This is a genomic window from Streptomyces sp. NPDC003042, from assembly GCF_053591315.1.
Genome location: NZ_JBSFTP010000051.1, coordinates 25,231 through 47,139, shown reverse-complemented (window position 1 = coordinate 47,139; position 21,909 = coordinate 25,231). Strand labels below are relative to the sequence as shown.

At 71.3% G+C, this 21,909-nt stretch carries 26 protein-coding genes and 1 pseudogene; 5 read left to right on the top strand and 22 right to left on the bottom strand.

Features of this window, described 5'->3' with window-relative positions; all coding sequences use genetic code 11:
• Positions 1-56 precede the first annotated feature (56 nt).
• From ACWDYJ_RS23595 to ACWDYJ_RS23550, 10 genes are all read right to left on the bottom strand, one after another.
• Entirely contained in the window at positions 57-740 is a 684-nt protein-coding gene (locus ACWDYJ_RS23595) for a phosphoribosylanthranilate isomerase (RefSeq protein WP_451567576.1), read from the bottom strand.
• An 81-nt stretch (positions 741-821) separates the two neighbouring features.
• The gene (locus tag ACWDYJ_RS23590; protein WP_451567575.1) at positions 822-1,127 is read right to left on the bottom strand and encodes a hypothetical protein; all 306 of its coding nucleotides are present in this window, start codon (positions 1,125-1,127) and stop codon (positions 822-824) included.
• A 59-nt stretch (positions 1,128-1,186) separates the two neighbouring features.
• Positions 1,187-2,137: an ACP S-malonyltransferase gene (locus ACWDYJ_RS23585; protein ID WP_451567574.1), complete on the bottom strand. Its 951-nt coding sequence runs from the start codon at positions 2,135-2,137 to the stop codon at positions 1,187-1,189.
• Between the two features lie 22 nt (positions 2,138-2,159).
• Positions 2,160-2,984, bottom strand: coding sequence for a 4'-phosphopantetheinyl transferase family protein (locus ACWDYJ_RS23580; RefSeq protein ID WP_451567573.1), 825 nt, complete (start codon positions 2,982-2,984; stop codon positions 2,160-2,162).
• Positions 2,981-3,358: an acyl carrier protein gene (locus ACWDYJ_RS23575; RefSeq protein WP_451567572.1), complete on the bottom strand. Its 378-nt coding sequence runs from the start codon at positions 3,356-3,358 to the stop codon at positions 2,981-2,983. The genes ACWDYJ_RS23580 and ACWDYJ_RS23575 overlap by 4 nt, the downstream gene beginning before the upstream one ends.
• Positions 3,355-4,632, bottom strand: coding sequence for a beta-ketoacyl-[acyl-carrier-protein] synthase family protein (locus ACWDYJ_RS23570; RefSeq protein WP_451567571.1), 1,278 nt, complete (start codon positions 4,630-4,632; stop codon positions 3,355-3,357). Before ACWDYJ_RS23570 ends, ACWDYJ_RS23575 begins: the two co-directional genes overlap by 4 nt.
• Before the next feature lie 37 nt (positions 4,633-4,669).
• Positions 4,670-5,002 (bottom strand): TcmI family type II polyketide cyclase, encoded by a 333-nt coding sequence (locus ACWDYJ_RS23565; RefSeq protein ID WP_451567570.1) that lies wholly within the window; start codon positions 5,000-5,002, stop codon positions 4,670-4,672.
• 33 nt (positions 5,003-5,035) lie between these two features.
• Positions 5,036-5,683, bottom strand: coding sequence for a TetR/AcrR family transcriptional regulator (locus ACWDYJ_RS23560; RefSeq protein WP_451567569.1), 648 nt, complete (start codon positions 5,681-5,683; stop codon positions 5,036-5,038).
• Between the two features lie 257 nt (positions 5,684-5,940).
• Complete coding sequence (locus ACWDYJ_RS23555; protein WP_451567568.1) at positions 5,941-6,891, bottom strand: hypothetical protein; 951 nt, start codon at positions 6,889-6,891, stop codon at positions 5,941-5,943.
• Positions 6,892-6,940: 49 nt separating this feature from the next.
• Entirely contained in the window at positions 6,941-7,711 is a 771-nt protein-coding gene (locus tag ACWDYJ_RS23550; RefSeq protein WP_451567567.1) for a response regulator transcription factor, read from the bottom strand.
• A gap of 226 nt (positions 7,712-7,937) precedes the next feature.
• Here ACWDYJ_RS23550 and ACWDYJ_RS23545 point away from each other — a divergent pair, with 226 nt between their 5' ends.
• Positions 7,938-8,537, top strand: coding sequence for a ScbR family autoregulator-binding transcription factor (locus ACWDYJ_RS23545; RefSeq protein WP_451567566.1), 600 nt, complete (start codon positions 7,938-7,940; stop codon positions 8,535-8,537).
• A gap of 46 nt (positions 8,538-8,583) precedes the next feature.
• Here ACWDYJ_RS23545 and ACWDYJ_RS23540 read toward each other — a convergent pair whose 3' ends face one another.
• The 5 genes from ACWDYJ_RS23540 to ACWDYJ_RS23520 all read right to left on the bottom strand — a co-directional run bounded on the left by ACWDYJ_RS23540 (position 8,584) and on the right by ACWDYJ_RS23520 (position 12,368).
• Positions 8,584-9,549, bottom strand: a complete 966-nt coding sequence (locus tag ACWDYJ_RS23540; protein WP_451567565.1) for an aromatase/cyclase — start codon at positions 9,547-9,549, stop codon at positions 8,584-8,586.
• An 85-nt stretch (positions 9,550-9,634) separates the two neighbouring features.
• Positions 9,635-9,901 (bottom strand): acyl carrier protein, encoded by a 267-nt coding sequence (locus ACWDYJ_RS23535; RefSeq protein ID WP_451567564.1) that lies wholly within the window; start codon positions 9,899-9,901, stop codon positions 9,635-9,637.
• A 164-nt stretch (positions 9,902-10,065) separates the two neighbouring features.
• Positions 10,066-10,887 (bottom strand): AfsR/SARP family transcriptional regulator, encoded by an 822-nt coding sequence (locus ACWDYJ_RS23530; RefSeq protein ID WP_451567563.1) that lies wholly within the window; start codon positions 10,885-10,887, stop codon positions 10,066-10,068.
• A 64-nt stretch (positions 10,888-10,951) separates the two neighbouring features.
• Positions 10,952-11,773 carry an AfsR/SARP family transcriptional regulator gene (locus ACWDYJ_RS23525; protein WP_451567587.1) on the bottom strand — a complete coding sequence of 274 codons (822 nt, stop codon included), beginning with the start codon at positions 11,771-11,773 and terminating at the stop codon, positions 10,952-10,954.
• A gap of 295 nt (positions 11,774-12,068) precedes the next feature.
• A complete protein-coding gene (locus ACWDYJ_RS23520) occupies positions 12,069-12,368 on the bottom strand; it encodes a hypothetical protein (protein WP_451567562.1) in 300 nt (99 codons plus the stop codon).
• Between the two features lie 481 nt (positions 12,369-12,849).
• Here ACWDYJ_RS23520 and ACWDYJ_RS23515 point away from each other — a divergent pair, with 481 nt between their 5' ends.
• A complete protein-coding gene (locus ACWDYJ_RS23515) occupies positions 12,850-13,851 on the top strand; it encodes a ScbA/BarX family gamma-butyrolactone biosynthesis protein (RefSeq protein WP_451567561.1) in 1,002 nt (333 codons plus the stop codon).
• A 13-nt stretch (positions 13,852-13,864) separates the two neighbouring features.
• On the opposite strand, the gene ACWDYJ_RS23510 is transcribed toward ACWDYJ_RS23515, so the two are convergent.
• Complete coding sequence (locus ACWDYJ_RS23510) at positions 13,865-14,713, bottom strand: NAD(P)H-binding protein (protein ID WP_451567560.1); 849 nt, start codon at positions 14,711-14,713, stop codon at positions 13,865-13,867.
• Positions 14,714-14,849: 136 nt separating this feature from the next.
• Here ACWDYJ_RS23510 and ACWDYJ_RS23505 point away from each other — a divergent pair, with 136 nt between their 5' ends.
• Positions 14,850-15,521, top strand: a complete 672-nt coding sequence (locus tag ACWDYJ_RS23505) for a ScbR family autoregulator-binding transcription factor (protein WP_451567559.1) — start codon at positions 14,850-14,852, stop codon at positions 15,519-15,521.
• Here ACWDYJ_RS23505 and ACWDYJ_RS23500 read toward each other — a convergent pair.
• Entirely contained in the window at positions 15,464-16,987 is a 1,524-nt protein-coding gene (locus ACWDYJ_RS23500) for an FAD-dependent monooxygenase (RefSeq protein WP_451567558.1), read from the bottom strand. The genes ACWDYJ_RS23505 and ACWDYJ_RS23500 overlap by 58 nt on opposite strands.
• A gap of 71 nt (positions 16,988-17,058) precedes the next feature.
• On the opposite strand from ACWDYJ_RS23500, the gene ACWDYJ_RS23495 reads away from it, so the two are divergent.
• Complete coding sequence (locus ACWDYJ_RS23495) at positions 17,059-17,532, top strand: GNAT family N-acetyltransferase (RefSeq protein ID WP_451567557.1); 474 nt, start codon at positions 17,059-17,061, stop codon at positions 17,530-17,532.
• Here the strand turns inward: ACWDYJ_RS23495 and ACWDYJ_RS23490 are convergent.
• The 3 genes and pseudogenes from ACWDYJ_RS23490 to ACWDYJ_RS23480 form a co-directional block, all read right to left on the bottom strand.
• Positions 17,457-18,514, bottom strand: a pseudogene (locus tag ACWDYJ_RS23490) (RNA-guided endonuclease InsQ/TnpB family protein). The gene ACWDYJ_RS23495 and the pseudogene ACWDYJ_RS23490 overlap by 76 nt on opposite strands.
• Before the next feature lie 155 nt (positions 18,515-18,669).
• Positions 18,670-19,023 carry a dihydrofolate reductase family protein gene (locus ACWDYJ_RS23485; protein ID WP_451567556.1) on the bottom strand — a complete coding sequence of 118 codons (354 nt, stop codon included), beginning with the start codon at positions 19,021-19,023 and terminating at the stop codon, positions 18,670-18,672.
• Between the two features lie 80 nt (positions 19,024-19,103).
• Positions 19,104-19,511: an SgcJ/EcaC family oxidoreductase gene (locus tag ACWDYJ_RS23480; RefSeq protein WP_451567555.1), complete on the bottom strand. Its 408-nt coding sequence runs from the start codon at positions 19,509-19,511 to the stop codon at positions 19,104-19,106.
• Positions 19,512-19,571: 60 nt separating this feature from the next.
• Between ACWDYJ_RS23480 and ACWDYJ_RS23475 the strand changes: the two genes are divergently transcribed.
• Entirely contained in the window at positions 19,572-20,117 is a 546-nt protein-coding gene (locus ACWDYJ_RS23475) for a flavoprotein (RefSeq protein WP_451567554.1), read from the top strand.
• Between the two features lie 11 nt (positions 20,118-20,128).
• Here ACWDYJ_RS23475 and ACWDYJ_RS23470 read toward each other — a convergent pair whose 3' ends face one another.
• Positions 20,129-20,650, bottom strand: coding sequence for a DinB family protein (locus ACWDYJ_RS23470; protein ID WP_451567553.1), 522 nt, complete (start codon positions 20,648-20,650; stop codon positions 20,129-20,131).
• Positions 20,643-21,830 carry an epoxide hydrolase family protein gene (locus tag ACWDYJ_RS23465; RefSeq protein ID WP_451567552.1) on the bottom strand — a complete coding sequence of 396 codons (1,188 nt, stop codon included), beginning with the start codon at positions 21,828-21,830 and terminating at the stop codon, positions 20,643-20,645. The genes ACWDYJ_RS23470 and ACWDYJ_RS23465 overlap by 8 nt, the downstream gene beginning before the upstream one ends.
• Between the last annotated feature and the right edge of the window lie 79 nt (positions 21,831-21,909).

Genomic DNA, 21,909 nt, shown 5'->3' with positions numbered 1-21,909 from the left:
TGCTTCTCGTCGGTCGGTGGAGACGTGCAACCGCGGGGTCGGTCGGAGCCGCGGGGTCAGGCGATCTCGGCGAAGGCGCGGCGGGACTCGGCCACGAACTTCGCGACTTTGGCGCGGTCCTTGCGGCCGTCGGGGCCCTCGAGGCCCGTGTGGGCGTCGACGGCGGCGGGCTTGACGACGCGGATCGCCTCGGCGACGTTCTCCGCGTTCAGGCCGCCGGCCATCATCAGGGGCTTGGGCGAACGGCGCACGAGCTCCGCGCTGACGGCCCAGTCGTGGGTGAGGCCGGTGGCGCCCTTGGCGCCGGTGGCCGGGTTGAAGGTGTCGGTGATGAACATGTCCACCGCGTCCGCGACATCGTCGACGAGCTGGAGCAGTTCCTCGGCGTTGTCCTCCTTCACGACCAGGCTCTTGAGCACGTACAGGTCGGGGCGGTTGGCCTTGAGCTTGCGCAGCTGCTCCGGCTCCACGTCGCCGTGGAGCTGGACGGCCTTGACACCGAGCTGGGTGGTGAAGGCGCTGATCTCGTCGGCGTCCGTCAGGTAGCTGATGAGGACGCCCTCCTGAGGCATGGTCAGGCTGCCGATGATCTCGATGGCCGCCGCCTCGGATATGTCGTCCTTGCCCGACGGGAGGCGGAGCGGGAAGCCGAACCAGTCGACGCCCTCCTCGGCCAGCAGCGCGGCCTCTTCGGCGTCGATGATTCCGGCGACCTGCACCAGGTCCTTCACGTCAGTCATGTGTGTTCCTTTTCGGATGAAATCAGGCCATGGGATGCTCACGAAGAGCCTCGTGGGTGCCGATCCAGTGGTCAACGGGCTCTATGTCAGATCCGCGTCAACCTTCTTCCGGTCTCTGTCCAGCCCCCTCGCAATCCGGCCGGCCCCCGCGTCGCGAATGAGCGGACACTCCTCCAGGAATGACAGAACGCGCAGGTGGTAGGTGCGGGCGGCCCAGCCGAGGCTGATGTCGTGGCCGGCGTCGCGCTGCCGGACGAACTCCGCGGACACGGTCGGCGGAGCCAGTGGTTCCTCCAGCTCCTCTGTGTCGTGTCTCCACCGGAGCTCCTGTTCGGCGAAGGCGAAACGGACCGGAACCCGCACCCCGGCCGCGACGGCGGGGTACATCTCCGGCCACCGCGGCGTCTCCCGGGCCTCCAGCTCGGGGACCGGGCGGAGGGGGATGGTCAGGCCGCGCCGGCGGTGAGGGCGCCCACGGCCCGGGCGAGGCGGTCCGCGGTGTGCGTCGAGTGGACCCGGGCGCCGGGCAGGATGCGCCGCACCAGGCCGCCCAGCACCCGGCCGGGGCCCACCTCCACGAACAGGTCCGCACCCGAGGCGGCGAGCGTCCCGACGGCCTCGGTCCACCGCACCGGGCTGGTGAGCTGGCCGCGCAGCGCCACGACGGCCTCGGCGGCGGTCGTCAGCCGCCCACCGGTGACGCCGGAGACGAGGGGGACGACCGGGTCGCGGAACTGCGTGGCGATCAGCGTCTCGGTGAACTCCGCCTCGGCCTCGGCCAGCAGGCTGGAGTGGAACGGGCCACCGGTACGCAGCCAGGTCACCCGCGCCCCGGCCGCACCGGCCGCCTCGGCGACCCGGGCCACCGCCTCGGCCTGCCCGGACACCACAGTCTGGCGGGGCTCGTTGTCCCCGGCCACCTCGACGACCTGGCCGGTGGCGGCCCGCACCTCGGCGCACATCCGCGCCAGGTCCGCGCGGCGCGGGCCGATCACCGCGGCCGTGGCGCTGCCGATCCGGTCCCCGACCGTGGCGACGAGTTCACTGCGCAGCCGGACCAGCCACAGCGCCTCGGTCCACTCCAGGACGCCCGCGGCCGCCAGCGCCGCGTACTCGCCCAGGCTGTGCCCGGCCACCGCGTCCGGCACCAGGCCTTCGCCGCGCAGCACCTCCAGTACGGCCATGCTCGTCAGGAAGACGGCCGGCTGCGCCACCGCGGGGTCCTCCAGGTCCCGGGGGGACCCGTCCCGGCAGAGCCGGGCGAGCGGGATCCCGAGGAGGTCGTCGGCGGTGCGGTAGTAGGTCTCGGCGAGGTCGGGCCGCAGGGCGAGCAGTTCCCTGCCCAGGGCGGCGCATTCGGAGCCCTGTCCCGGAAAGACGAAGGCGGTGCGGATCATCCGGTCACGTCCCTCTCTGCGGTCAACTGGCGAGAACCGTGCGGTGCCCGGGGGCCGCGGCGCCGCTGACGGTGTCCCCGGCGGCCAGCCAGGTCTCGGGCACCCACCTGACGTCGACCGTCGTGGGGGCCTTGCCGGCCACCGCGACGGCCGCGGCGTGGCCGGAGTCGGCGGGGACGCCGACCATGGTCCAGCCGTCCGGATGACGGTCGTGGTCGGTGCCGAGGTAGTCCTTGGCGGGTGAGCGGCTCAACCCTGTACCGAGCCCCTTGAGAAACGCTTCCTTGCGCGTCCAGATCTGCCCGAAGAGCGCTCGGCGCTCCTCGCCGGCCGGGGCCTCGGCGATCTCCAGCTGCTCCTGCGGGTGCAGCGCCCGCGAGCAGATGTCCACGGTCTCCGCGCCGGGGAGTTTCTCCACGTCGACGCCGAGGGGCACGGTGCCCACGCCCACCATGGCGAGTCCCCCGCTGTGCGAGAGGGAGTAGTGCAGCGGCGGCGGCGGGGGCGCCAGGGCGGGACGGCCGTGCGGCTCACCGCAGCCCGGGCAGGGCTCGCGCATGAAGCGCACGTCCTGGGGGAGCATGTCCGTGTACCGTCCGAGCAGTCGGCGCACCGCCACGTGCGCGGCCGCGTAGAGCAGCCCGTCGGACTGGCGGATGAAGGCGGCGGCGCGCGTCCGCTCCTCCTCGTCGAGTTCGCCGACCGCCAGGGCGTCGGCGTCCGCGCCGGTGGGGCGGCGTATGAGCCACAGGTCGACCCGGTCGGCGGACAGGGTGAAGTCGGGGCGCGCGAGGTCCTGGTGGTTCACCACCGGGCGCGCGGCCGGCAGCAGGGCCGTCGTCGTCATGCCGGCACCGGTGCCCCGTGCAGGTGGGCTTCGGGACCGAGCTGCCGGGCGAGGCAGTCGATGAGCTCCTGCGCGCTGTTGGCCAGCAGCAGCCGCTGGAGGTCCACCTCGATGCCGAGCGTCGACTCCATCCGGTACTGGAGTTCCATTCCGGAGATCGAGCCGATGCCGAGGCAGCCCATGGGTCGGCCCGTGGTGTCGACGAGGTGCGGTTCGATACCGAGGATCCGGCCGAGCTCCTGGCGCACGTACTGCTCCACCATCCGGGTGCGCTGCGGCAGTCCGGCCGTGGCCAGCACGGACGTGTCGGGGCAGGTCATGTGGACCAGGCCGGTGTCCGTCTCGTAGGTCTGGGACATGTGAAGTGTGTTCATGCTGCTTTCCTGTTCTTCCTGTCGGGGCGGGCCAGCACCATCGCGCTCTGGAAGCCGCCGAATCCGCTGCTGACCGTCAGGACGGCGTCGGTGCGGTGCTCGCGCGCGACGAGCGGGACGTAGTCGAGGTCGCATTCCGGGTCGGGCGTGTGCAGGTTCGCGGTGGGCGGCACCACGTGGTGCTCCATCGCGAGGAGGGAGGCGGCGATCTCCATCGAGCCGATGGAGCCGAGCGAGTGCCCGATCATCGATTTGACGGAGCTCACGGGCGTCTCGTAGGCGTGCCGGCCGAGGGCCAGCTTGTACGCGGCCGTTTCGTGGCGGTCGTTCTGCTTGGTGCCCGAGCCGTGCGCGCTGACGTAGTCGATGTCGCCGGGGTTCAGCCGCGCCTCGTCCAGGGCCACGGTGATGGCCTCGGCCATCTCGCGGCCGTCGGGGCGCAGCCCCGTCATGTGGAAGGCGCTGGAGCGGGCGGCGTGGCCGGCGATCTCCGCGTAGACGTGCGCGCCGCGGCGGCGGGCGCTGTCCAGTTCCTCCAGGACGAACACGGCCGCCCCCTCGCCGAGGACGAAGCCCTTGCGGGAGGCGTCGAAGGGCCGTGAGGCCGTCCGCGGCTCGTCGTTGAGCAGGGTCGTCGCCTTGATGGCGTCGAAGCACGCCATGGTGAGCGGCGTGATCGGGGCGTCCGTGGCGCCGGTGATCATGACGTCGGCGGCGCCCTCGCGGATCAGGTCGACGGCGTGCGCGACCGAGTCGACCCCCGCCGTACAGCCGGTGGAGACCACCGTCGCCGGGCCCTGGGCGCCGATGGCCCAGGCCACTTCGGCCGCGAAGGAGCTGGGCACGAAGTGCTCGTACAGATGGGGCGGCGCCTGCCGGTGGTCGACCAGCGTGAGGCGGCCGTCGTCACTGGCCAGGCGGTACGCGCTGTCGAGGCTGCCGACGGCGCCCACGGCGGTGCCGATGCTGACCCCGGTGCGGTACGGGTCGCATCCGGCGAGGTCGAGGCCGCTGTCGGCGACCGCCTCGCGCGCCGACACCACGGCGAACTGGGCGGCCCGGCCCATGCGGCGGGTCTCGTGCGCGCTCAGCCCGTGCTGTCGGGGATCGAAGTCGGCCTCGGCGGCCACCCTCGAGCGGAACGGGGAAGGGTCGAAGAGGGTGATCCTCCGTGTCGCCGTCCGTCCTGAACTCAGCAGGTCCCACAGGTTCCCGGCTCCGATGCCTCCTGGCGCCAGCACACCGAGCCCTGTGACCACTACCCGGCGAGCCACCGGTCCGGCCCTCCCCTCGTGTCGGCCCGGCGGTACGTCACTTGGACGCCGTCCAGTCGTAGAACCGGGTGGCCACGGCGTCGGCGGGCGTGCGCCAGGTGACCGGGTCGTACGGCTGGATGAACGGCAGCAGGTCGTGGCTGATCCTCAGGAACCGCGGGTCCGTGCGCGACTCCCGCATGCGCGGGCCGCCGTCGTCCTCGGCCAGATCCTGGAGGTGGAGGTAGAGGCCCTTGTACATGAACAGCTGCCGGCGCAGGGTCCCCATCCGCGCCGGCATGTCGCTCTGGTCGAACTCCGTGAAGATCCTGGTGACCTGGTCGCTCGACATGCTGTCCATCCGGGCCACGTTCAGCCTGCTGTGCTGCATCCGTCGTGTCTCTTCCGTGAGTGGGCGCGTGGTTCAGGGGTGGTAGAGGCGGATGAAGTCCGCCACGCCGTCGGCGATGAGCGCGTCGGCCTCGGTCTCGCCCATCGGCAGTGCGCCGAGGAAGGAACGCTGCACGACGCCGGAGGGGACGAGCAGGATGAAACGTTCCGCCGCCTGGTCCGCGTCGGCGATGTCGAGCAGGCCGCGGGCCGCGACGCTCCGGAGCCGGCGGGCCAGCTCTCGGCGGGCCTGGCGGGGACCGGCGGCCTGCCACTTCTCCACGGCCTCGACCGGCAGCCGGGTCATTTCCGCGCTGAGGTGCCGGACGATGGCGAAGTGCTCGCGGAAGGCCTCCAGCGGCGCGAGCCAGGCCCGGCCGAGTGCGATGAGGTCCTGCTCCAGGTCGGTGATCTCCGCCAGATGGCTCTCGGCGACGGCCGCGAGAGCGGCGGTGACCGAGGCGGAGCTGTCCAGCAGCACACTCATCAGGAGCTCTTGCTGGTCCGGGAAGTGCCGTTCCACGGTGTCGGTGGACACTCCCGCCTCCTGCGCCGTCGCCTCGGCGGTGCAGCGCGTCCAGCCTTCGCGGGCCAGCACCGTACGGGCGGCGCGGGCGATGTCGCGGCGTTCCCCGGCCGGTCCGGACGGGGCACGCCCGATCGTCGTCTGCGGCGTTGCCATGCGTGGTTCCTCCTTGTGACGTGCTCGTCCGACCGCCGGCCGGGCAGCGGGTGTCCGCCCCCCGCGTCACACAGCGGCCGGACCTCACAGCCGCTCGGGAACAGGCAGTACCCCTGAAGTCGTCTCCGGGGGCAGTGCACCGGATCTTGACTACAAGGTTCTTCGGACGCGAAGGGGCATTCAAGGGCGCCGGGTTCAGGACTCGGTCAGTTTCCACAAGGGCCGATCCGCTGGGTCGTGAGGTGGACAGGCGAATGTCAAGGGCGGGTCAGACGGCTCGATCCGGGCCCCACCGGATCCTGTGCGGATCCCCGCTCGCGGTCGTGCGGCGGACGGGCGGAAGCGGCCCGCGCCGCGCGTCGGCTGAAGCAGGAACGGACGTCGGTCTCGTTGTAGTACGTACGGCCCGCCCGGTTGCGCCTGCGCCACCGCTCCTCGCTCGCCAGCCGGTACACGGTGCCCACCGGGGCGTGCCACAGCCGGGCGATGTCGGCCGCGGACAGCCAGCGTTCGGTGGCGGCGACCCGGGCGCCCGCGCCGGGCGACCCCGCGGAGTCGGCGAAGTCGGCGGACCGCATGCGCTCGCTCAGCTCGCTCCACCGGTCGCTGGTCCAGTGGTGGCCCGGGTCGGCGTCGCAGACGATCGCCTGGTCGGCGGCCCGCGCCGCGGAGGCGACGGCGACGGCGAGCGTACCGGCGCAGCCCGCCTCCGGGCAGACGCCGATCCGGACGGTGCGGGCGGCGTCGGGGAAGGCCGCGCGGCGCCCGGCGCGGACCAGCCGGGCGATCTCCTCGCTGGCCTCGGAGGCCGCCGAGTGGGCCGCGAGCCAGTCCGCGTTGCGCAGCAGGAAGGAGGTGAGGGCGGCGGCGGTGCGCGGCGGCGAGACGAGGCCGCGCTGCTGGGCCACCAGACCGCTCCAGGACCCCAGGACGGAGACGATGCGCGCCCGGACGTCCGCCGCGGCCCCGTTGAAGGGAAGGCCGGGGAGTTCACTGCCGCTTCTGCGCTCGCGCAGGCTTCCGGGAGCCGAGCCGCCGAGCATCCGCCCGCACTCCTCGTAGAGGTGCGCCAGCTGCGCCAGGCTCGCGGCGAGGTGTTCACGGCACGCGCTGCACAGCCGGCTGCCCTCGGCCGTACGCCGCCGGGCCCGTCCGTGGGCGTGCCCGTCGCGGCAGCCCTCCCCGTGGCACAGCGCCGTCACTGTCATGTCGTTCCCTCTCGGCCCGTGGCCCTGCGTCAGCGGTGCGGGTGCGCGTTCAGCCCTTGCCGAAACGGAAGCCGACTCCGCGGATGGTGATGATCCAGCCTGCGCCGATCTTGTTGCGCAGCGTGCTCACGTGCGTGTCGACGGTCCGGCTGGACCAGGAGTCGCCCCAGACCTGCTTCATCAGCGTCTTGCGGGGGATGACGGTGTCGGGATGGGACGCGAGGAGGTAGAGCATGTCGAACTCCTTGCGGGTGGTCTCGACGGACTCCTCGTTGAGGCTCACCTGCCGCGTTCCCGCGTCGATCCGCAGCGGACCGCAGGTGATGCTGGCGGCGCTCGGCCGGGTCGGCCGGGCCCGGCGCATGACCGCTTCCATCCGCGCCATCAGCTCGCGGAACCCGTAGGGCTTGGCGAGGTAGTCGTCCGCGCCGGCCTGGAGGCCCAGGACGCGGTCCAGCTCACTGCCCCGCGAGGTGACGGCGATCACGGGGATCTCGTGCGCCGCGCGGATGCCCCGGCAGACCTCCAGCCCGTCCAAATCGGGAAGTTCGAGGTCCAGAAGCACCAGGTCGGCGTCGGCGTAACTGCGCAGTGCCTCGCTCCCGGTGGCGACGATGTCGACCTCGTGGCCGTGGCGGCGCAGACCGCGTGCCAGGGTCTCGGCCTCGTTGGCATTGCTCTCCACTATGAGAATCCGCCACAGAGCCGACTGGGCCGGACCGTTCTGCGGCGCTCGCAGGCCTTCCGACAGCGCGAACGCCCCGTTCACTCCCGTAGCGGCTGTGTGAGGTTCCAGCACAGCGTAGGAACGCTGGTTCATCTGCCCCCCTCCCTCAAGCTCGGTTGAGTCACCAGGACGATACAAACCGCTCCGCCGGTTTGTCAAACCCCTTCAAATTCAGGTAAGCGGCGCGACAAAACCGCTGATTCGGGCCACAAGAGGCCAGCGAACCCCGCCGTTCAAGCCGCAGACGGCTATTTTCCGATAGTTATTACCAACGGGTCGCGCGGTTTAATAGGCGAGAGATCTCATACAGGAGCTATGCGTGACAAAACAAGAACGCGCTGTCCGTACCCGTCAGGCGCTGATCGAGTCAGCGGCCACGGTGTTCGGACGGCGCGGGTACGCGGAGGCGACGCTGAGCATGATCAGCGTCGGAGCCGGAGTGAGCGCGGGCGCACTGCACTTCCACTTCGAGAACAAGGCGGCGCTCGCCGCGGCCGTCGAGGCCGCCGCGGCGCGGTCCTTGCGCGCGGCCGTCCGCAGGGTGTACACGCAGCGGACGTCGCCCCTGCAGGCGCTGGCCGACAGCTCGCAGGCCCTGGCGCGGGAACTCGTGCACGACGTGGTGTCGCGGACCGGCTTCCAGCTCGGCATGGAACCTGCCTACCCCTCGCAACACTCCCTGGTCGCGGAGTGGCACGCGTACGTGCACCGGCTGGTCACGGAGGCCAGGCAGGAGGGCGCCCTGCTGCCCGGCCTGTGCCGCCACACCGTCGCGGCGTCGGTGGTGGCGGCCACCCTCGGCTTCGAGGTACTCGGGCGCGAGGACCCGCAGTGGCTCTCGCCCCGCACCCTGGCCGGCTTCTGGCGGGTGGTCCTGCCCTGTCTGGCCGCCCCCGCCGCCCTGCACGGGATCAACTGAGGGGCGCGGGTACGCCGCCGCCCGCCGTGTCACGGGCGGCGCCCCCTCACACCGCCCGCAGGCTCCCGACCGAGTCCCGCGCGTACTGCCGCGCCGGCTCCAGCGTGGCCGCGCTCTCGCGGCCGAGCAGCTCGCGGACGTACCGGCGCGCCCGCGCGAGGTCGGCGCCGGGTCCCAGGACGCGCTCCACCGCGCTCTCGTCCAGCAGTACGTCGTGCCGCGCGACCACGGTGACGCCCGCCGCGTCCGGCTCCACCGACCACTCGCCGGTGTGCGCGGCCAGCAGCGGGTGCGGCCGCGACCGCTTGAAGACGATGCGCCCCGCCGCCGGGAAGGACACCCGCAGCGCCTCCGTGGAGTAGGCGGAGCCGTCGCCGCTCAGGCTTACCAGGCTGGTGCGCTGCACGCCGGGCCGGTCCTCGGTGACATCGGCGCGCACGACGTGGGCGACCCTGCCCGGCCACGAGCCCACGCGGTACAGGAACTCGTAGACGGGCTCGGCCGGTCCGTGGATCCGGACGGACTCCACGAAGGTCAGCTGGAGGGCGTCGAGCCGCCGCCAGGCCTCCGCGGCCGCGCGGAAGCGGCCGAGCTCCGCCCGGGCGCGGGCCTTCGCGGACGCGAGGGCGCGCTCCACGTCCGCGCTCCGGCTCCCGGCGGCGGTGAGGTCCTGCTCCAGCGTCAGCCGCGACCAGCCCGGGGCGAGTTCCTCGACGCTCCAGCTGCCGCCCGTCGTGGTGACGGGGCCCGTGGCACGCTCCGCGCGGAAGTCGACGCGCCGCCGCGCCGCGTCCAGGGTCCGCCGCCACAGCGACGGCAGCAAAGCGCCGTCCACGGCGGCCCACTGGGAGTACCGGTCCGTGACGCCGTCGAAGTCCAGCCGCTCCACGTGGACGCTGTCCGGCAGGAACAGCGGCCATCGGGTGGTGTCGGCCACCACCGCGTACAGGACGCCGGCCGGTGCGGCCGCGTCGACCGCGTGGGACATCCGGTGTACTCGCTCGACGGACATCAGACACCTCTCTCAGCGCTTGATGCGGAGTCTGTCGGAATCGGCCGGAACCGCCCCGTATCCGGGACTCGACCGCCGCTGGGGCTCAGACCGCCGGCGCCCGCGCGCCCAGCACGCTGTTGACCAGCGCCAGGAAGCGCCGCGGGGTGTCGGCCCGTTCGAGCAGTTCCCCGTCGAGGAAGATGTCGAACCGGCGCTCGATGGAGCCGGCGGCCAGCAGGACGGAGAGACAGTCGTAGCCGAGCTCCACCCAGTACAGGTCCTGGACTTCCCCGTCCAGCTCGACGCCCTCCTCCTCGCCGCCCCGGGCCCGCAGGATGCGGGTCAGGCCGGTGAGCTCCAGCCGGTCCATGGCTTGCCTCTCTGCTCGTCCGCGACCGGCCCCCGCCGCTCGCGCGCCACGGGCGCGGGGACGCGCACCGGGTCCGCACCAGCCTGGCCGCCCGTACTGGAGAGACGGTGGAACCGGCGCGCAGCCCCGGTCGAGCCCGCGGCGTGCGTCGCATCCGGGAGGGCCTACGCCGCGTAGAGGTCGAAGGTCGAGCCGCGGCGCGGACCGGCCGCCACGTCCAGCGCCGGGTCCGCCCTCAGCATCGCCTGGTGCAGGCGCTGGAGCCGCTGCGTGGGTTCCACGCCCAGTTCACCGATCAGCCGGGCCCTGAGCCGGCGGTAGACGTCCAGCGCGGCCGCCTGGCGGCCCGAGCGGTACAGGGCGACCATCGCCTGCGAGTGCAGCCCTTCGTGTTGCGGGTTCCTGGCCGCCAACTCGGTGAGCTCCGCGAGGAGTTCGGTGTGACGGCCCAGTCTCAGGTCCACGTCGATACGGCGCTCGGTGGTCACCAGCCGGCTCTCCGCCAGCCGCAGCACCTCGATCTCCAGGATCGGCCCGACGCGGACGTCCACCAGGGCCGGGCCCTGCCACAGGTCGAGCGCCTGGCGCAGCAGGTCGGCCGCGCGCTCGTCGTCACCGCCGTCGAAGGCGCTCTGGCCGCCGGCCACGAGGGTCTCGTACGTGTGGACGTCCACGGACCGCGGCGGGATCTGGAGGAGGTATCCGCCGTGCCGGGTGGCGAGCACGTCCTTGGCCGTGCCCGGGGCGCCCGGTCCCATCGCCGTCCCCAGCCTGCGGCGCAACTGGAGGATGTACGACTGCAGCGTGGTCTGCGCGCTGTCCGGCAGCTCGGTCCCCCAGATCTCCTCCATGAGGGTGGGCACGGGCATCACCCGTCCCGGGCAGAGCGCGAGAAGCGCCAGGATCTGACGCGGCTTGCCCGCGGTGGGCACGATCGACGTCCCGTTGACCTCGGCACCCAACGGACCCAGAACCTGAATCTCCACGCTCTCGCGTCTCCCCTCCGTCATGGTCGCGGTGTCCGTCACCGAATCGGCCGGCTCGGCAGGATCAGCCGACCCGGGCGAGCCTCTTGCGGGCCGTGCCGGGGGTTTCCACCGGGTTTTCGGGGCCGGTCATCAGGATCGACCGCTGCAGGGCGCGCAGCGCGGCCGACGGCTCGATGCCGAGCTCGCGCACGAGGGTGGCGCGCAGCCGCTGGTAGACGCTGAGGGCCTCGCCGCGGCGGCCGGAGCGGTGCAGGGCGAGCATGAACTGGCCGTGCAGGTTCTCGTGGGTGCGGTAGCGGCTTGCCAGCACGGTCAGTTCCGCGAGCAGCTCGCGGTGCCGGCCGAGCTTGAGGTCGGCCTCGATGCGCTGGTCGAGGGCGCACAGCCGGGTCTCCTCCAGCCGCCGGATCTCCATGTCCAGCTGGACACCGCCCTCGACGTCGGCGAAGGCGGGTCCCGACCACAGGCCGAGCGCCTCGCGCAGGAGCCGGGCGGCGTTCGGGTAGTCGCCCGCGTCCATCGCCCGGTAGCCCATCGCGGCCAGCCGGTCGAACTCGCGGACGTCACTGGTCCCGTCGGCGATGTTCAGCATGTACCCGCCGGGCAGCGTCTGGAGGACGTCCTTGGGGCTGCGCGTCCCGTCGGTGCCCTCCAGCGCGGTGGCGATGAGCGCGCGCAGCTGGAGTACGTACGTCTGGAGCGTGGTACGGGCGCTGCGCGGCGGCTGTTCGCCCCACAGTTCCTCGATGAGCGCGGCCACGGGGACCACCTGGTCCGCGTGGAGCGCGAGCAGCGCCAGCACCTGACGGGGCTTGGAGGCGGTCGGCGTGATGGAGATCCCGTTCTCCCGCACGGCCAGTGCGCCCAGTACATCGATGTCCACGCCGTACTCCCCTGCTTCGTCCATGGATGAGCCCTCGACTTTCGCTGGAACGAGGAAAAAACAGTCGAGCCGGTTTGTCAATACCAAACCGGCTGCGCCGTTTCTCGGGGAGCCGACTGCGCCCACCGACCCAAACTGTCCCCCGCCTGCATGTTTCTCGGGCAGAAGACCCCGGAAGGCAGGCTTCCGGGGCCGAAAAAGCCAAGGAAAATGCCTCTCGGAACTTTCCAAGGGGCCTTGGATACAAGGGAACAGACCGACCGGTCTTCTCGGTTGCACGCAGAGCCGGGCGGCATCAGCGCCCAGTACCGACCTCGGAGAGCCGGCCCTCCTGGCGGGCGACGCTGAACGCCCCCTCGACCCAGCACTGCCACTGCTCGCGCAGATCATGGCCGGGCACACCGCCGCGAGCGGCGCGGAAGCCCGCCCCGGGGCTCAGGACGAAGCCCGCGCCGACGACGGGGTCGTGGGCTCCTGCTTGACCATGCGACTCCGCACACCGACTTGACGGGTTGCCCGGGTGGTGACAACCGATCAGCTCGTGGTCGGCGCCGACGATGGGTGGAGGCAGAGCGGAGCACCGCTGGAGTGCCACTGGAGAACGACAGGCCGGTGACTCGCCGTCAACAAACCGGTCATGCGGTTCTAAAGCTCTCAATGACGGCGTCACACCGTAATCAAGCCAGGGACCTCGACGATCGACCGACCGGACCTCGGCGACGCGACCGCCGTGGCCAGGTTCTCGCCTCGGCGGCGGGCCGCTGCCCGCCGAGCCCGGACGCCGGGGTGTCCTGTTCGCGCTCCTTCCGTGCGTGAACCCTTGATCCGCCGCCTCGGAGCCAGCTAAAGGGCCACTCCTGACGCGCTCGAGAGGCCCGGGGTGGGCGCGCAACTCCTGAGGCGGACGGGACCGGCGAAGACCTGCGAGGATCCGCATGGGCGGAGCTGGAGCGGAACCGAGCCGTCCAGATCTCGCTGTTTCGAGCCTTGGACTTCCACTGGATAAAAAACCGGTTGGTATATATTTTTCTCTCAGCAGCCACACCAAAACTCGCCACCACTGTCCAGGGGGAACGATGAGTGCGAGCACATTCCACGTCAAACGCCCAGCGATCGACGAGGATCTGGCCTGGGGTGCAACCGGGGCGATACCGAGGCCTCGTGGGTACCGCTACGCGACGCTGACCTCCACGGTCCCGAAGGAATTAGTGCATCGTGCGTCCGTCGCCGAAGTGCTCCTCACCGACTGGCAGCGCGTGGACGACACCCGCTTCGCCCTGACCGCCCAATGGCCGCGCAGCCACAGCTTCTTCACCCCGATCGCGGGCGGTTTCCACGATCCGATGGTCTGCGTCGAAACGATCCGCCAGATCGGCAGTCTCCTGGCACACGCGGAGTTCGACGTCCCCTTCGGCTATCACTTCCTGTTCCAGGAATTCAACCTCACCGTCCACCCCGAGCACATCAGAACCCGCCAGACGCCGGCCTCGCTCGACATCGAGGTCACGTGCACGGACATCAGGCGAAGAGGTGACGTGCTGGCCGCGCTCCGCTACGAGGCGGTCGTCCGACGGGACGGGGAGCTGGTCGCGACGGGGGAGTTCGCCTACACCTGCGTCAGCCCGGCCGTGTACCGGCGGGTGCGTCCCGCGCGCGTGCTGGAGCCCGGCCACCGCCCTCTGCCGCTGACGGCTCCCGCCGCACCGCAGAGCGTGGGCCGGCTGTCCCCGACCGACGTCGTCCTCTCCCCCCTTGCCGGGCCCAACCGCTGGCAGCTGAGGGTGGACACCAACCACCCCATCCTCTTCGACCACCCGGTCGACCACGTGCCGGGCATGATGCTCATCGAGGCCGCGCGCCAGGGCGCCGCCGCCGCCCTGGGGCACTCCTCCTTCCTGCCGGTGAGCGTCGCCAGTGAGTTCAAGCGGTACGCCGAGCTGGACATACCCTGCGTCGTCGAGGCCCACCGCCTGCCCCGGACCGCACCCGGAGGGGAGGAAGCCGTGTACGTGACCGGCCACCAGAACGGCGAGCCGGTCTTCAGCACCACCTTGACCGCGGCCCCGCAGACCGGCTGACCGTGCCGGGGCGTCAGAGCGGCCCGAAGGCCGCGACGTGGTCCCGGGCCCACGCCCGGAACGGCCTCGCCGCCCTGCCGGCCACCTCCCGGACCGTGTTCTCCACCCGGGCCTTGGCGCCGTCGCGCTGCCGCTCCGCGCTGTGCAGCAGCGCCTCCACCACGGCCGCCGGGTGGCGCGCGCTCAACAGGACACGGGCCTGGCCCGACGTCAGTTCCTCGAAACACAGCGGACGGCCCAGCAGCTCGGAGAGCTGGGCCGTCTGCTCGACGGCAGTGATCGCCTCCGGCCCGGTCAACGTGTGGGCCCTGCCGGCGTGCCCGCCTTCGGTGAGTGCGCGCACGGCCACCTCGGCGACGTCACGCGGATCGACGCAGGCGTTCGCCGACGCTCCGTACAGAGCGCGCACGACGTGGTCCGAGCGCACCGCGGGTGCCCAGGACAGCGTGTTGGACATGAAGGAGCGCGGACGCAGCAGGGTCCAGTGCATCCCGGAGCCGCGCAGCAGGTCTTCGTTCTCCCGTTGCCAACGGGTGATCAGATCGTCGGCCCCGCCGTCCTCGACGGCGGCCGCGGAGAGCTTCACCACGTGCCGCACGCCCGCCGACCGCGCCGCTCGGACGAAGCGCTCGTCGTCGCCCCCGCCCACGCGGGTGGTCACCAGAAACGCGCTGTGCACGCCCCGCAGGACCCGGGCCAGCGCCTGTTGGTCGCCGTAATCCCCCTGGACGATTTCGGCCGCGGCGGACATACCGGTCACCCGTGCCGGGTCCCTGGCCATGACCCGGACCGCCAGATCCGGGGGAAGCCGGCGCACCACTTCACGCCCGACCGTCCCGGTGGCACCCGTCACAAGAATCACAGACTTCCCTCTGCCCTCTGCTTCGCACCGTCCCGGCGCCATGCTTGGCGTCGGCATTACCCGCTGTAAGATACGTACTGGACGGACGGTTTTGTACGAACCTTCCGGGGTCCGAGCTTCCAGGGAAGGAACCACCATGGCCGAGCAGGAACGAGCCATCCGCACGCGCCAGACCATCCTGTTCGCGGCAGCCAAGGTCTTCGAGGAGCACGGCTACCAAGCGGCCACCATCTCCCAGATCCTCGCCACGGCCGGGGTGACCAAGGGAGCCTTGTACTTCCACTTCCAGTCCAAGGAAGACCTGGCCTTCGGGGTTCTGAACGCACAGAACCAGAAGCTCGTCACCCCCGACCGTGCGTCCAAGGTCCAGGAGATCGCGGACATCGTCATGCTGCACACCCACCGCTTGCAGACCGACCCCATGGTCCGGGCGGGAGTACGGCTGACCATGGACCAGCTGGCGCAGGGCCTCGACCGCAGCGGACCGTTCCGGGACTGGGCCGTTGTCGTCCGGGACCGGCTGGAGAAGGCCCGGGCCCAGGGCGAGCTGCTGCCCCACGTCGTACCGGCCGAGACCGCCGACGTCATCGTGGGCTCCTACTCCGGCATCCAGTCCATGTCCCAGGCGCTCACCGATTACCAGGACCTCGTGATCAGGGTGACCGCACTGCTGCGTCACCTGCTGCCCAGCATCGTGCAGTCCTCGGTCCTCGCCTCTCTCGACATCGGCGAGAGGCGGGGCGCCGACGTCTACGCCGAGGCCGTGGAGGCGTCGCAGGAGAGGGAGACCGTGGACGCGGTCAAGTAGGCTGCCCGATCCCTGTCGGCGAAGTACACCGCCAGGGCATCGGCCAGGCCGGCGCCTCCCGGCCCCCAGGCGATGTAGCCGTCGGGACGCACGAGAAGCGCCTCGTACGGCATGCCGGGCGTCTGCGTCGCCAGGGCCGCGTTCAGGGTCCCCGACCACGGCCGGGCTTCCTCCAGGTAGCCGCCGGCCTTCTCACCGAAGAGCAGCAACAGCGGCCGGCCGTCCCGCAACAGCCGGATCACGTCGGTCTCGCCGTCGCGCGTGGTGAGCCGCGCGTTCGACAGGAAGCGTCCTTCCCACGGGGAAGGACGACTGGTGTACGTCGGGTACAGCGTGTCCTGGGCGCTGATCGCGTCCTTGAGGTGGTCGGCGGCCAGCAGCCCGCCGAAGACCCGACGCAGCGCGTCCACTTCACGGCCCGGCCGCATCAGGGCGAGCTGGGCCCGTGTGTTGTCGACGACCCGCTGGGCAGCCGGACGGCGCTCCAGGTCGTAGGTGTCGAGCAAGCCCTCTCCCGCCTCGCCCCGCACCGCGAGCGCCAACTTCCAGCTCAGGTTGAGGGCGTCCAGCACTCCGGTACTCAGCCCCTGGCCGCCTATCGGAAAGTGCACGTGAGCCGCGTCGCCCACGAGGAAGGTCCGCCCCGTACGGAAAGTCCGGGCGAGCTGGGTGAAGTCGCTGAACCGGCTGATCCAGCGCGGCTCTCCCATCGCGACGTCATGTCCGGCGATTCGGGACACCTCCCGGCGGAACTCCTCCAGTGACGGCGTCCGCTGCCGGTCCTCGTGCGCGCTCGCGCAGTTGAGCGTCCGGATGTGTGTGCCGCCGCCCGGCGTGTGCTTGGAGATGATCCAGCCGCGCGGCGTGCGCCGCCACCCCGGCTCCCACGCCGCCGCGTCCCCCAGCGTGACGTGACCCGTCAGGGCGGACACCGTGGCCTGGCCGACGTCGGAGCCGATGCCGACCTGTTCACGCACCGTGCTGCGCGCCCCGTCCGCACCGACGACGTACTCCACGAAGTAGGTCGTCGGGCCGTCCGGCCCCTCGACCCGCAGCCGCACCCCGTCCCGCTCCTCGCCGATCCCGGTCACCCGGTGCCCGCGCAGCACCCGCGCGCCCGCCGCCCGGGCCCGCGCCTCGAACAGCCTCTCCAGCTCCGCCTGGGGGTACTTGAGGATCGGCTCCGGCTCCGTCTCGGGCGCGGTGATGACCAGCCCGGGTATGCCTGCGAAGTGGAAGTCCCCGCAGGCCTCGCCCCGGGGCGGCCGCTCCGAGGGAGGCGGCAGGTGACCACGCCTGGCCAGGCACTGCACCGCTCTGGCGTGCAGGGTGGTGGCCTTGGGCCGCTCCGAGACGCGTGTGCGTGTCTCCAGGACCAGGGTGTCGACCCCGTACCCGGCCAGCTCGGCCGCGACCAGCATGCCGACGGGTCCGCCTCCGACCACTGCCACCTGTGCCCGCACCATGTCCCCTTCCGTCGTCTCCCCAAAAAATATACCGGCTGGCCCGTTCTTTTCAAGGTGACTACACTGCGGACATGATCATCCCGACGCCCCGCCTGGCACCCGTCACCCCGGAGAACTTCGACGCGGTGTGCGCCGTGCGGGTCCACCCCCACCAGGAGCATCTCGTCTCCCCCGTCGTGAAGTCGCTGGCGGAGGCGTACGTCCACGGGCCGGCCGCCTGGCCCCGGGCCGTGGTCGACGGCGACGAGGTGGTGGGCTTCGTCATGGCGTTCATGGACATCGTCTGGGCCCCGGAAAAGGACCCGGAGCACCGGCGCTCCGGCATCTGGCGCCTGAACATCGCGGCCGGCCACCAGGGCAAGGGCTACGGCCGCTTCGCCGTGGAGGCCGTCACCGAGGAGATCCGCCGCCGCGGCGCGTCCCAGGCGTACGTCACCTGGCACGACGGCGAGGACAGCCCGGCGCCCTTCTACCTGGGCCTGGGCTTCCAGCTCACGGGCGAGGTCAGCGGCACCCAGCCGGTCGGCGTCCTGAACCTCTCTTGAAGTGCTCTCCCGGCTGAAGCCGGGAGATTCCTGCTTACCTTGCGGCAGCGGGCTTTGACGCGCTGGGCACGCCTGACGACTGCCCTCCCGGCAGCCGGGATGAGCGCGAGGCCCATCCGGTACAGGTGCAAGACGTTGCGGGCCGCGTTGTGGTCGGCGTTGCCTGACCAGCCGCAGTCCGGGTTCTTGCACACGAACACAGCCTGGGACTCCCTGCTTCCGGGTGTGATGAAGCCGCACGCGGAGCATCGCCGGGAAGTGTTGGGGGCGGGGACCTTGTGCGGGGTGCCGCCGTACTGGGCGGTCTTGTACGTCAGCATGGTGACTGTCCGGCCCCACGCCTCCCCGCTGATGGAGCGGTTCAGCCCGGATTTCTGGGCGACGTTCCTTCCCGGCTCTTCGATGGTTCCCCTGGCCGACTTGACCATGTTCCTGATGGTGAGTGCTTCGACCACGACGGTGCCGTATGTGCGGGCGATGGTGGTGGTCGTCTGATGTTGCCAGTCCAGGGCTCTGCGCTTGGCTTTCCCGCGGAGTCCTGAGATCTGGTCGTAGGTGTGGTGCAGTCAGCGGCTGGTGCGCTCGCCGGGCTTGCGGTGCCGCTTACGCCGTGCGGCGCGCCGCTCCAGGTGCAGGAGCTTCGCCTGCTCCCTCTCCGTCAGCCACTCGTCGTGCTCGTACGTCCCACCGTCGGAGAGGGCGATGGGCACGGTGACGCCCACGTCGATGCCCACCTCCGGCCCCTGGTGTGGCTCGGGCTTGACCTCCAGGGTCTGGACGCGGAAGGCGATGTGCCAGCCGAGCGGGTCCTTGATCAGCCGCGCCCCTGTGATCCGGTTCTCCGCGTTGGCATGCTTGCCCACGGGCAGGTCCTTGGTCCACCGGAAGCGACCCGGCCCACTTTGGGAATGTTGGCCATGCCCCAGCAGCGGTGCACGCGGGTGATGTTCAGGTCGCGGCCCTGCGGGATGTCCACGGACATCACCGTGCGGAACCACCGTCGTCAAGCAGTACATCGAAAACCGGCAGCGTCCCGCCTGACCGCCACCCCAGAAGCGCAAAGCAATCCGGCGCTCCGCGCCTCCGGGCCAAGGATGGCCCTCACCCCCGCCCTGAAGGGCGGAGCACTGGGCTAGATCAGAGGTAGATCAGCAGGTCGCCGCCGTCCTCCTGCTTGAGCGCCGTGACCTCGGCGGCGAGGTCGCCGGTCAGGAAGCTGGCGTTCCACACGGGGGTGTCCAACGTGCTGGTGGCGACGTACTTGGGGAGGGAGTTCATCCGGTCGGTGCCGGGGTCGTCGGAGTCGTCGCGTGCGGTCCAGGCTTCGGACATGCCCTCGTGGGTGACCCGGCCCAGCAGCAGCGCGTCACTGGCCGCGAGCTGTTCGCCCGCGAAGGTGGCCGCCTCGTCGTTCCAGAAGGGCATCGACCAGCTCGGGTCCTCGAAGACGCCGTCGACCGAGATGAAGATGGAGGCGATGACCTTGCGCATGATGTTCCCGTGCGTCCCAGCCGAAACTCATCGGCGGCCGGCTCGACTCCTGGCCCGTCACCCTTCGAGGCCGACCTGCCCTAACCGGCGAACACCTGGGTGTTCTGGCAGGCGGTCAGCAGCCAGCGCCCGTCGTCCTGTCGGGTCATCACGTACAGCGGGACACCCTCGGTGTCCCCCGACTCGGCGCGGTAGAGCTGCCGCACCTTGACCGCCGCCACGTCGGGCCGCAGGAACTGCGTGTGCGTGACCTCGTAGGTGACCTCGCCGTCCCAGTTCGCGCCGGGCAGCACCGCGCGGGTGAACTCGGCGATGGCGTCGAAGCCGATGAGCACCTTGCCGTGGCCGGTGGTCCAGAGGGCGTCCGGGTGGAAGAGCGCGAGGAACCCCTCGGCGTCCTTGGCCCGCTGGGTGCGCTCGACGGTGGCGACGACCTCCGCGATGGCCTTGACGTCCGCGCTCTGACCTGTGCTGTTTTCGGTGTCCATGACCATCACCCTGTCACCTCAAGGAAACTTGAGGTCAAGATTTTATGATCACATTGTCATATGACGAGAACTCTCTACCTGTTCTGCTCCGCCGCTCCCCCCGTCTTCGAAGTGGCCCACGTGATCGAGGACGCCCAGGCGCGCGGCTGGGACGTCTGTCTGGGCCTGACCCCGACAGCGGCGCAGTGGGTGTCCGGGAGCCTCGACGGACTCGCCGCCCTGACCGGCAACCCGGTGCGCTGGCAGTACAAGATGCCCGGCGAGGCCGACGTATGGCCGCCCGCGGACGCCGTGCTCTTCGCCCCCGCCACCTTCAACTCGGTCAACGCCTGGGCCCTCGGCCTCACCGACCGGTTCGTCGTCGGGGTCGCCACCGAGGCCCTCGGCAAGGGCACCCCGGTCGTCGCCATGCCGTGCACGAACGCCGCGCTCGCCGCGCACCCCCAGTTCGAGCAGTCCCTCGCCGTCCTGCGCGGTGCGGGCGCCGAACTGCTCCACGGCGAGGGCGGCTTCGTCCCCGGCCCGGCCGGCCCCGACAACCCGCCGCACTTCCCGTGGCAGGTCGCGCTGGACGCCGTGGACCGGGCCGGGACGGCGCAGGCCTGACCAGGGGCCGGCTACTCCCCGGTGGTCCCGTCGATCGCCTCGCGCAACAGGTCGGCGTGCCCGTTGTGCCGGGCGTACTCCTCGATCATGTGGGCCAGGACGTAGCGCAGCGAGTAGCCCTGGTCGCCGTAGTGCCCTTGGCCGTAGTGCCCTTGTATGGCGAGGGACTCGGCGGCCGCCACGACGGCGCGCGAGCGCGCGCAGGCCTCCTCCCAGATCCTGAAGGACTCCGCCGGGTCCGCGTCCTCGACGTGGAACTCGGTCCACTCGCCCGCCTCGTTCTTCGGGAAGTAGGCGCGTACGTCCTCACCGCCCACGACGTTGCGGAACCAGCCCCGCTCGACCTCCGCCAGGTGCCGGACCAGCCCCAGCAGAGTCAGCCCGGACGGCGCGACGGCCTTGCGCCGCAGCTGTTCGGGGCTCAGGCCCGCGCACTTCATCATCAGGGTGTCGCGCTGCCACTGCAGGACGCTCGTGAGGGTCTCGCGTTCGTCGCCGACCAGGACGGGTGCGGTCCGCGGTTCGTCATTCATCGGATGATGATCTCAGAAGCACTCCGAAGAAGGCCCGGATGTCCCCCACCAGCAGCTCCGGCACCTCCATGGCGGGGAAGTGCCCGCCCCGGTCGTACGAGGTCCAGCGCACGACGGCGTCGGTGCGCGCGGCGATGTGACGTAGCGGTATGAAATTGTCCCGGGGGAAGTCGGCGAGGGCCGTCGGCGTGGCCGACACCTCGGGCGGCTCCCCGTAGTAGTCGGCGTGCGCCCGCTCGTAGTAGATCCGGGCGGCGCTGCCGGCGGTCCCGGTCAGCCAGTACAGCATCACGTTGGTCAGCATCTGATCCCGGTCGACCGCGCACCGGGGATCGCTCCACTCGGCGAACTTCTCCCCGATCCAGGCGAGCAGCCCGGCCGGTGAATCGTTCAGCCCGTAGGCGAGGGTCTGCGGCCGGGTCGCCTGGATGTCGGCGTAGCCCTGCCGCTCGCGCGCCCAGACGCGGTACCGCTCCCAGGAGGCGAGGGTGCGCGCGCGCTCGGCGGGACTCAGCCCAGCCAGCTCGGCCTCGTCCGGCTCAGCGGTGGCCCCCGCCCCGGGCAGCAGATTCAGATGCACCCCGACGACGTTGCCGGGCCTGATCCGCCCCAGCTCCCGCGATATGGCGGCCCCCCAGTCGCCGCCCTGGACCCCGTACGTCTCGTACCCGAGCCGCTCCATCAGCGCCCCGAAGGCCCGCGCCACCCGCTTGAACTCCCAACCCCGCTCCGTCGTCGGCCCGGACAGCCCGAAGCCGGGGATGCTGGGCAGCACGAGGTGGAAGGCGTCCGCGGGATCCGCACCGTGCGCCCGGGGATCCGTCAGCGGGCCGGCGACCCGCTGGAACTCCACGAACGACCCCGGCCAGCCATGGGTCATCAGCAGCGGCGTGGCATCCGGCTCCGGCGAGCGGATGTGCGCGAAGTGCACGCGCGCACCGTCGATGACGGTGGTGTACTGCAGCCAGGCATTCAGCCGCGCCTCGGCGGCGCGCCAGTCGTACTCCTCGCGCCAGTACCGCACGAGCTCACGCATGTCCCCGAGTGGCATCCCGTAGTCCCACCCGACCCCGTCCAACTCCCCGGGCCACCGCACCCGCCCGAGCCGCTCCCGTAGATCGTCCAACTCCCCGTCCGCCACATCGAGCCAAAACCTCGTCATCCCCCGCAGCTCACCCATCCCCCCACCCTGCCACCCCCCACCCAGCCCTGCTGACGCTTGAGGCGCAGAGCCCGGGACGGAGCCGATTCCAGCCCAC

Coding starts and splice junctions, on each gene's coding strand:
- ACWDYJ_RS23595 (WP_451567576.1), bottom strand. CDS start 740: ATGACTGACGTGAAGGACCTGGTGCAGGTCGCCGGAATCATCGACGCC.
- ACWDYJ_RS23590 (WP_451567575.1), bottom strand. CDS start 1,127: ATGTACCCCGCCGTCGCGGCCGGGGTGCGGGTTCCGGTCCGTTTCGCC.
- ACWDYJ_RS23585 (WP_451567574.1), bottom strand. CDS start 2,137: ATGATCCGCACCGCCTTCGTCTTTCCGGGACAGGGCTCCGAATGCGCC.
- ACWDYJ_RS23580 (WP_451567573.1), bottom strand. CDS start 2,984: ATGACGACGACGGCCCTGCTGCCGGCCGCGCGCCCGGTGGTGAACCAC.
- ACWDYJ_RS23575 (WP_451567572.1), bottom strand. CDS start 3,358: ATGAACACACTTCACATGTCCCAGACCTACGAGACGGACACCGGCCTG.
- ACWDYJ_RS23565 (WP_451567570.1), bottom strand. CDS start 5,002: ATGCAGCACAGCAGGCTGAACGTGGCCCGGATGGACAGCATGTCGAGC.
- ACWDYJ_RS23560 (WP_451567569.1), bottom strand. CDS start 5,683: ATGGCAACGCCGCAGACGACGATCGGGCGTGCCCCGTCCGGACCGGCC.
- ACWDYJ_RS23555 (WP_451567568.1), bottom strand. CDS start 6,891: ATGACAGTGACGGCGCTGTGCCACGGGGAGGGCTGCCGCGACGGGCAC.
- ACWDYJ_RS23550 (WP_451567567.1), bottom strand. CDS start 7,711: ATGAACCAGCGTTCCTACGCTGTGCTGGAACCTCACACAGCCGCTACG.
- ACWDYJ_RS23540 (WP_451567565.1), bottom strand. CDS start 9,549: ATGTCCGTCGAGCGAGTACACCGGATGTCCCACGCGGTCGACGCGGCC.
- ACWDYJ_RS23535 (WP_451567564.1), bottom strand. CDS start 9,901: ATGGACCGGCTGGAGCTCACCGGCCTGACCCGCATCCTGCGGGCCCGG.
- ACWDYJ_RS23515 (WP_451567561.1), top strand. CDS start 12,850: ATGAGTGCGAGCACATTCCACGTCAAACGCCCAGCGATCGACGAGGAT.
- ACWDYJ_RS23505 (WP_451567559.1), top strand. CDS start 14,850: ATGGCCGAGCAGGAACGAGCCATCCGCACGCGCCAGACCATCCTGTTC.
- ACWDYJ_RS23500 (WP_451567558.1), bottom strand. CDS start 16,987: ATGGTGCGGGCACAGGTGGCAGTGGTCGGAGGCGGACCCGTCGGCATG.
- ACWDYJ_RS23495 (WP_451567557.1), top strand. CDS start 17,059: ATGATCATCCCGACGCCCCGCCTGGCACCCGTCACCCCGGAGAACTTC.
- ACWDYJ_RS23485 (WP_451567556.1), bottom strand. CDS start 19,023: ATGCGCAAGGTCATCGCCTCCATCTTCATCTCGGTCGACGGCGTCTTC.
- ACWDYJ_RS23480 (WP_451567555.1), bottom strand. CDS start 19,511: ATGGACACCGAAAACAGCACAGGTCAGAGCGCGGACGTCAAGGCCATC.
- ACWDYJ_RS23475 (WP_451567554.1), top strand. CDS start 19,572: ATGACGAGAACTCTCTACCTGTTCTGCTCCGCCGCTCCCCCCGTCTTC.
- ACWDYJ_RS23470 (WP_451567553.1), bottom strand. CDS start 20,650: ATGAATGACGAACCGCGGACCGCACCCGTCCTGGTCGGCGACGAACGC.
- ACWDYJ_RS23465 (WP_451567552.1), bottom strand. CDS start 21,830: ATGGGTGAGCTGCGGGGGATGACGAGGTTTTGGCTCGATGTGGCGGAC.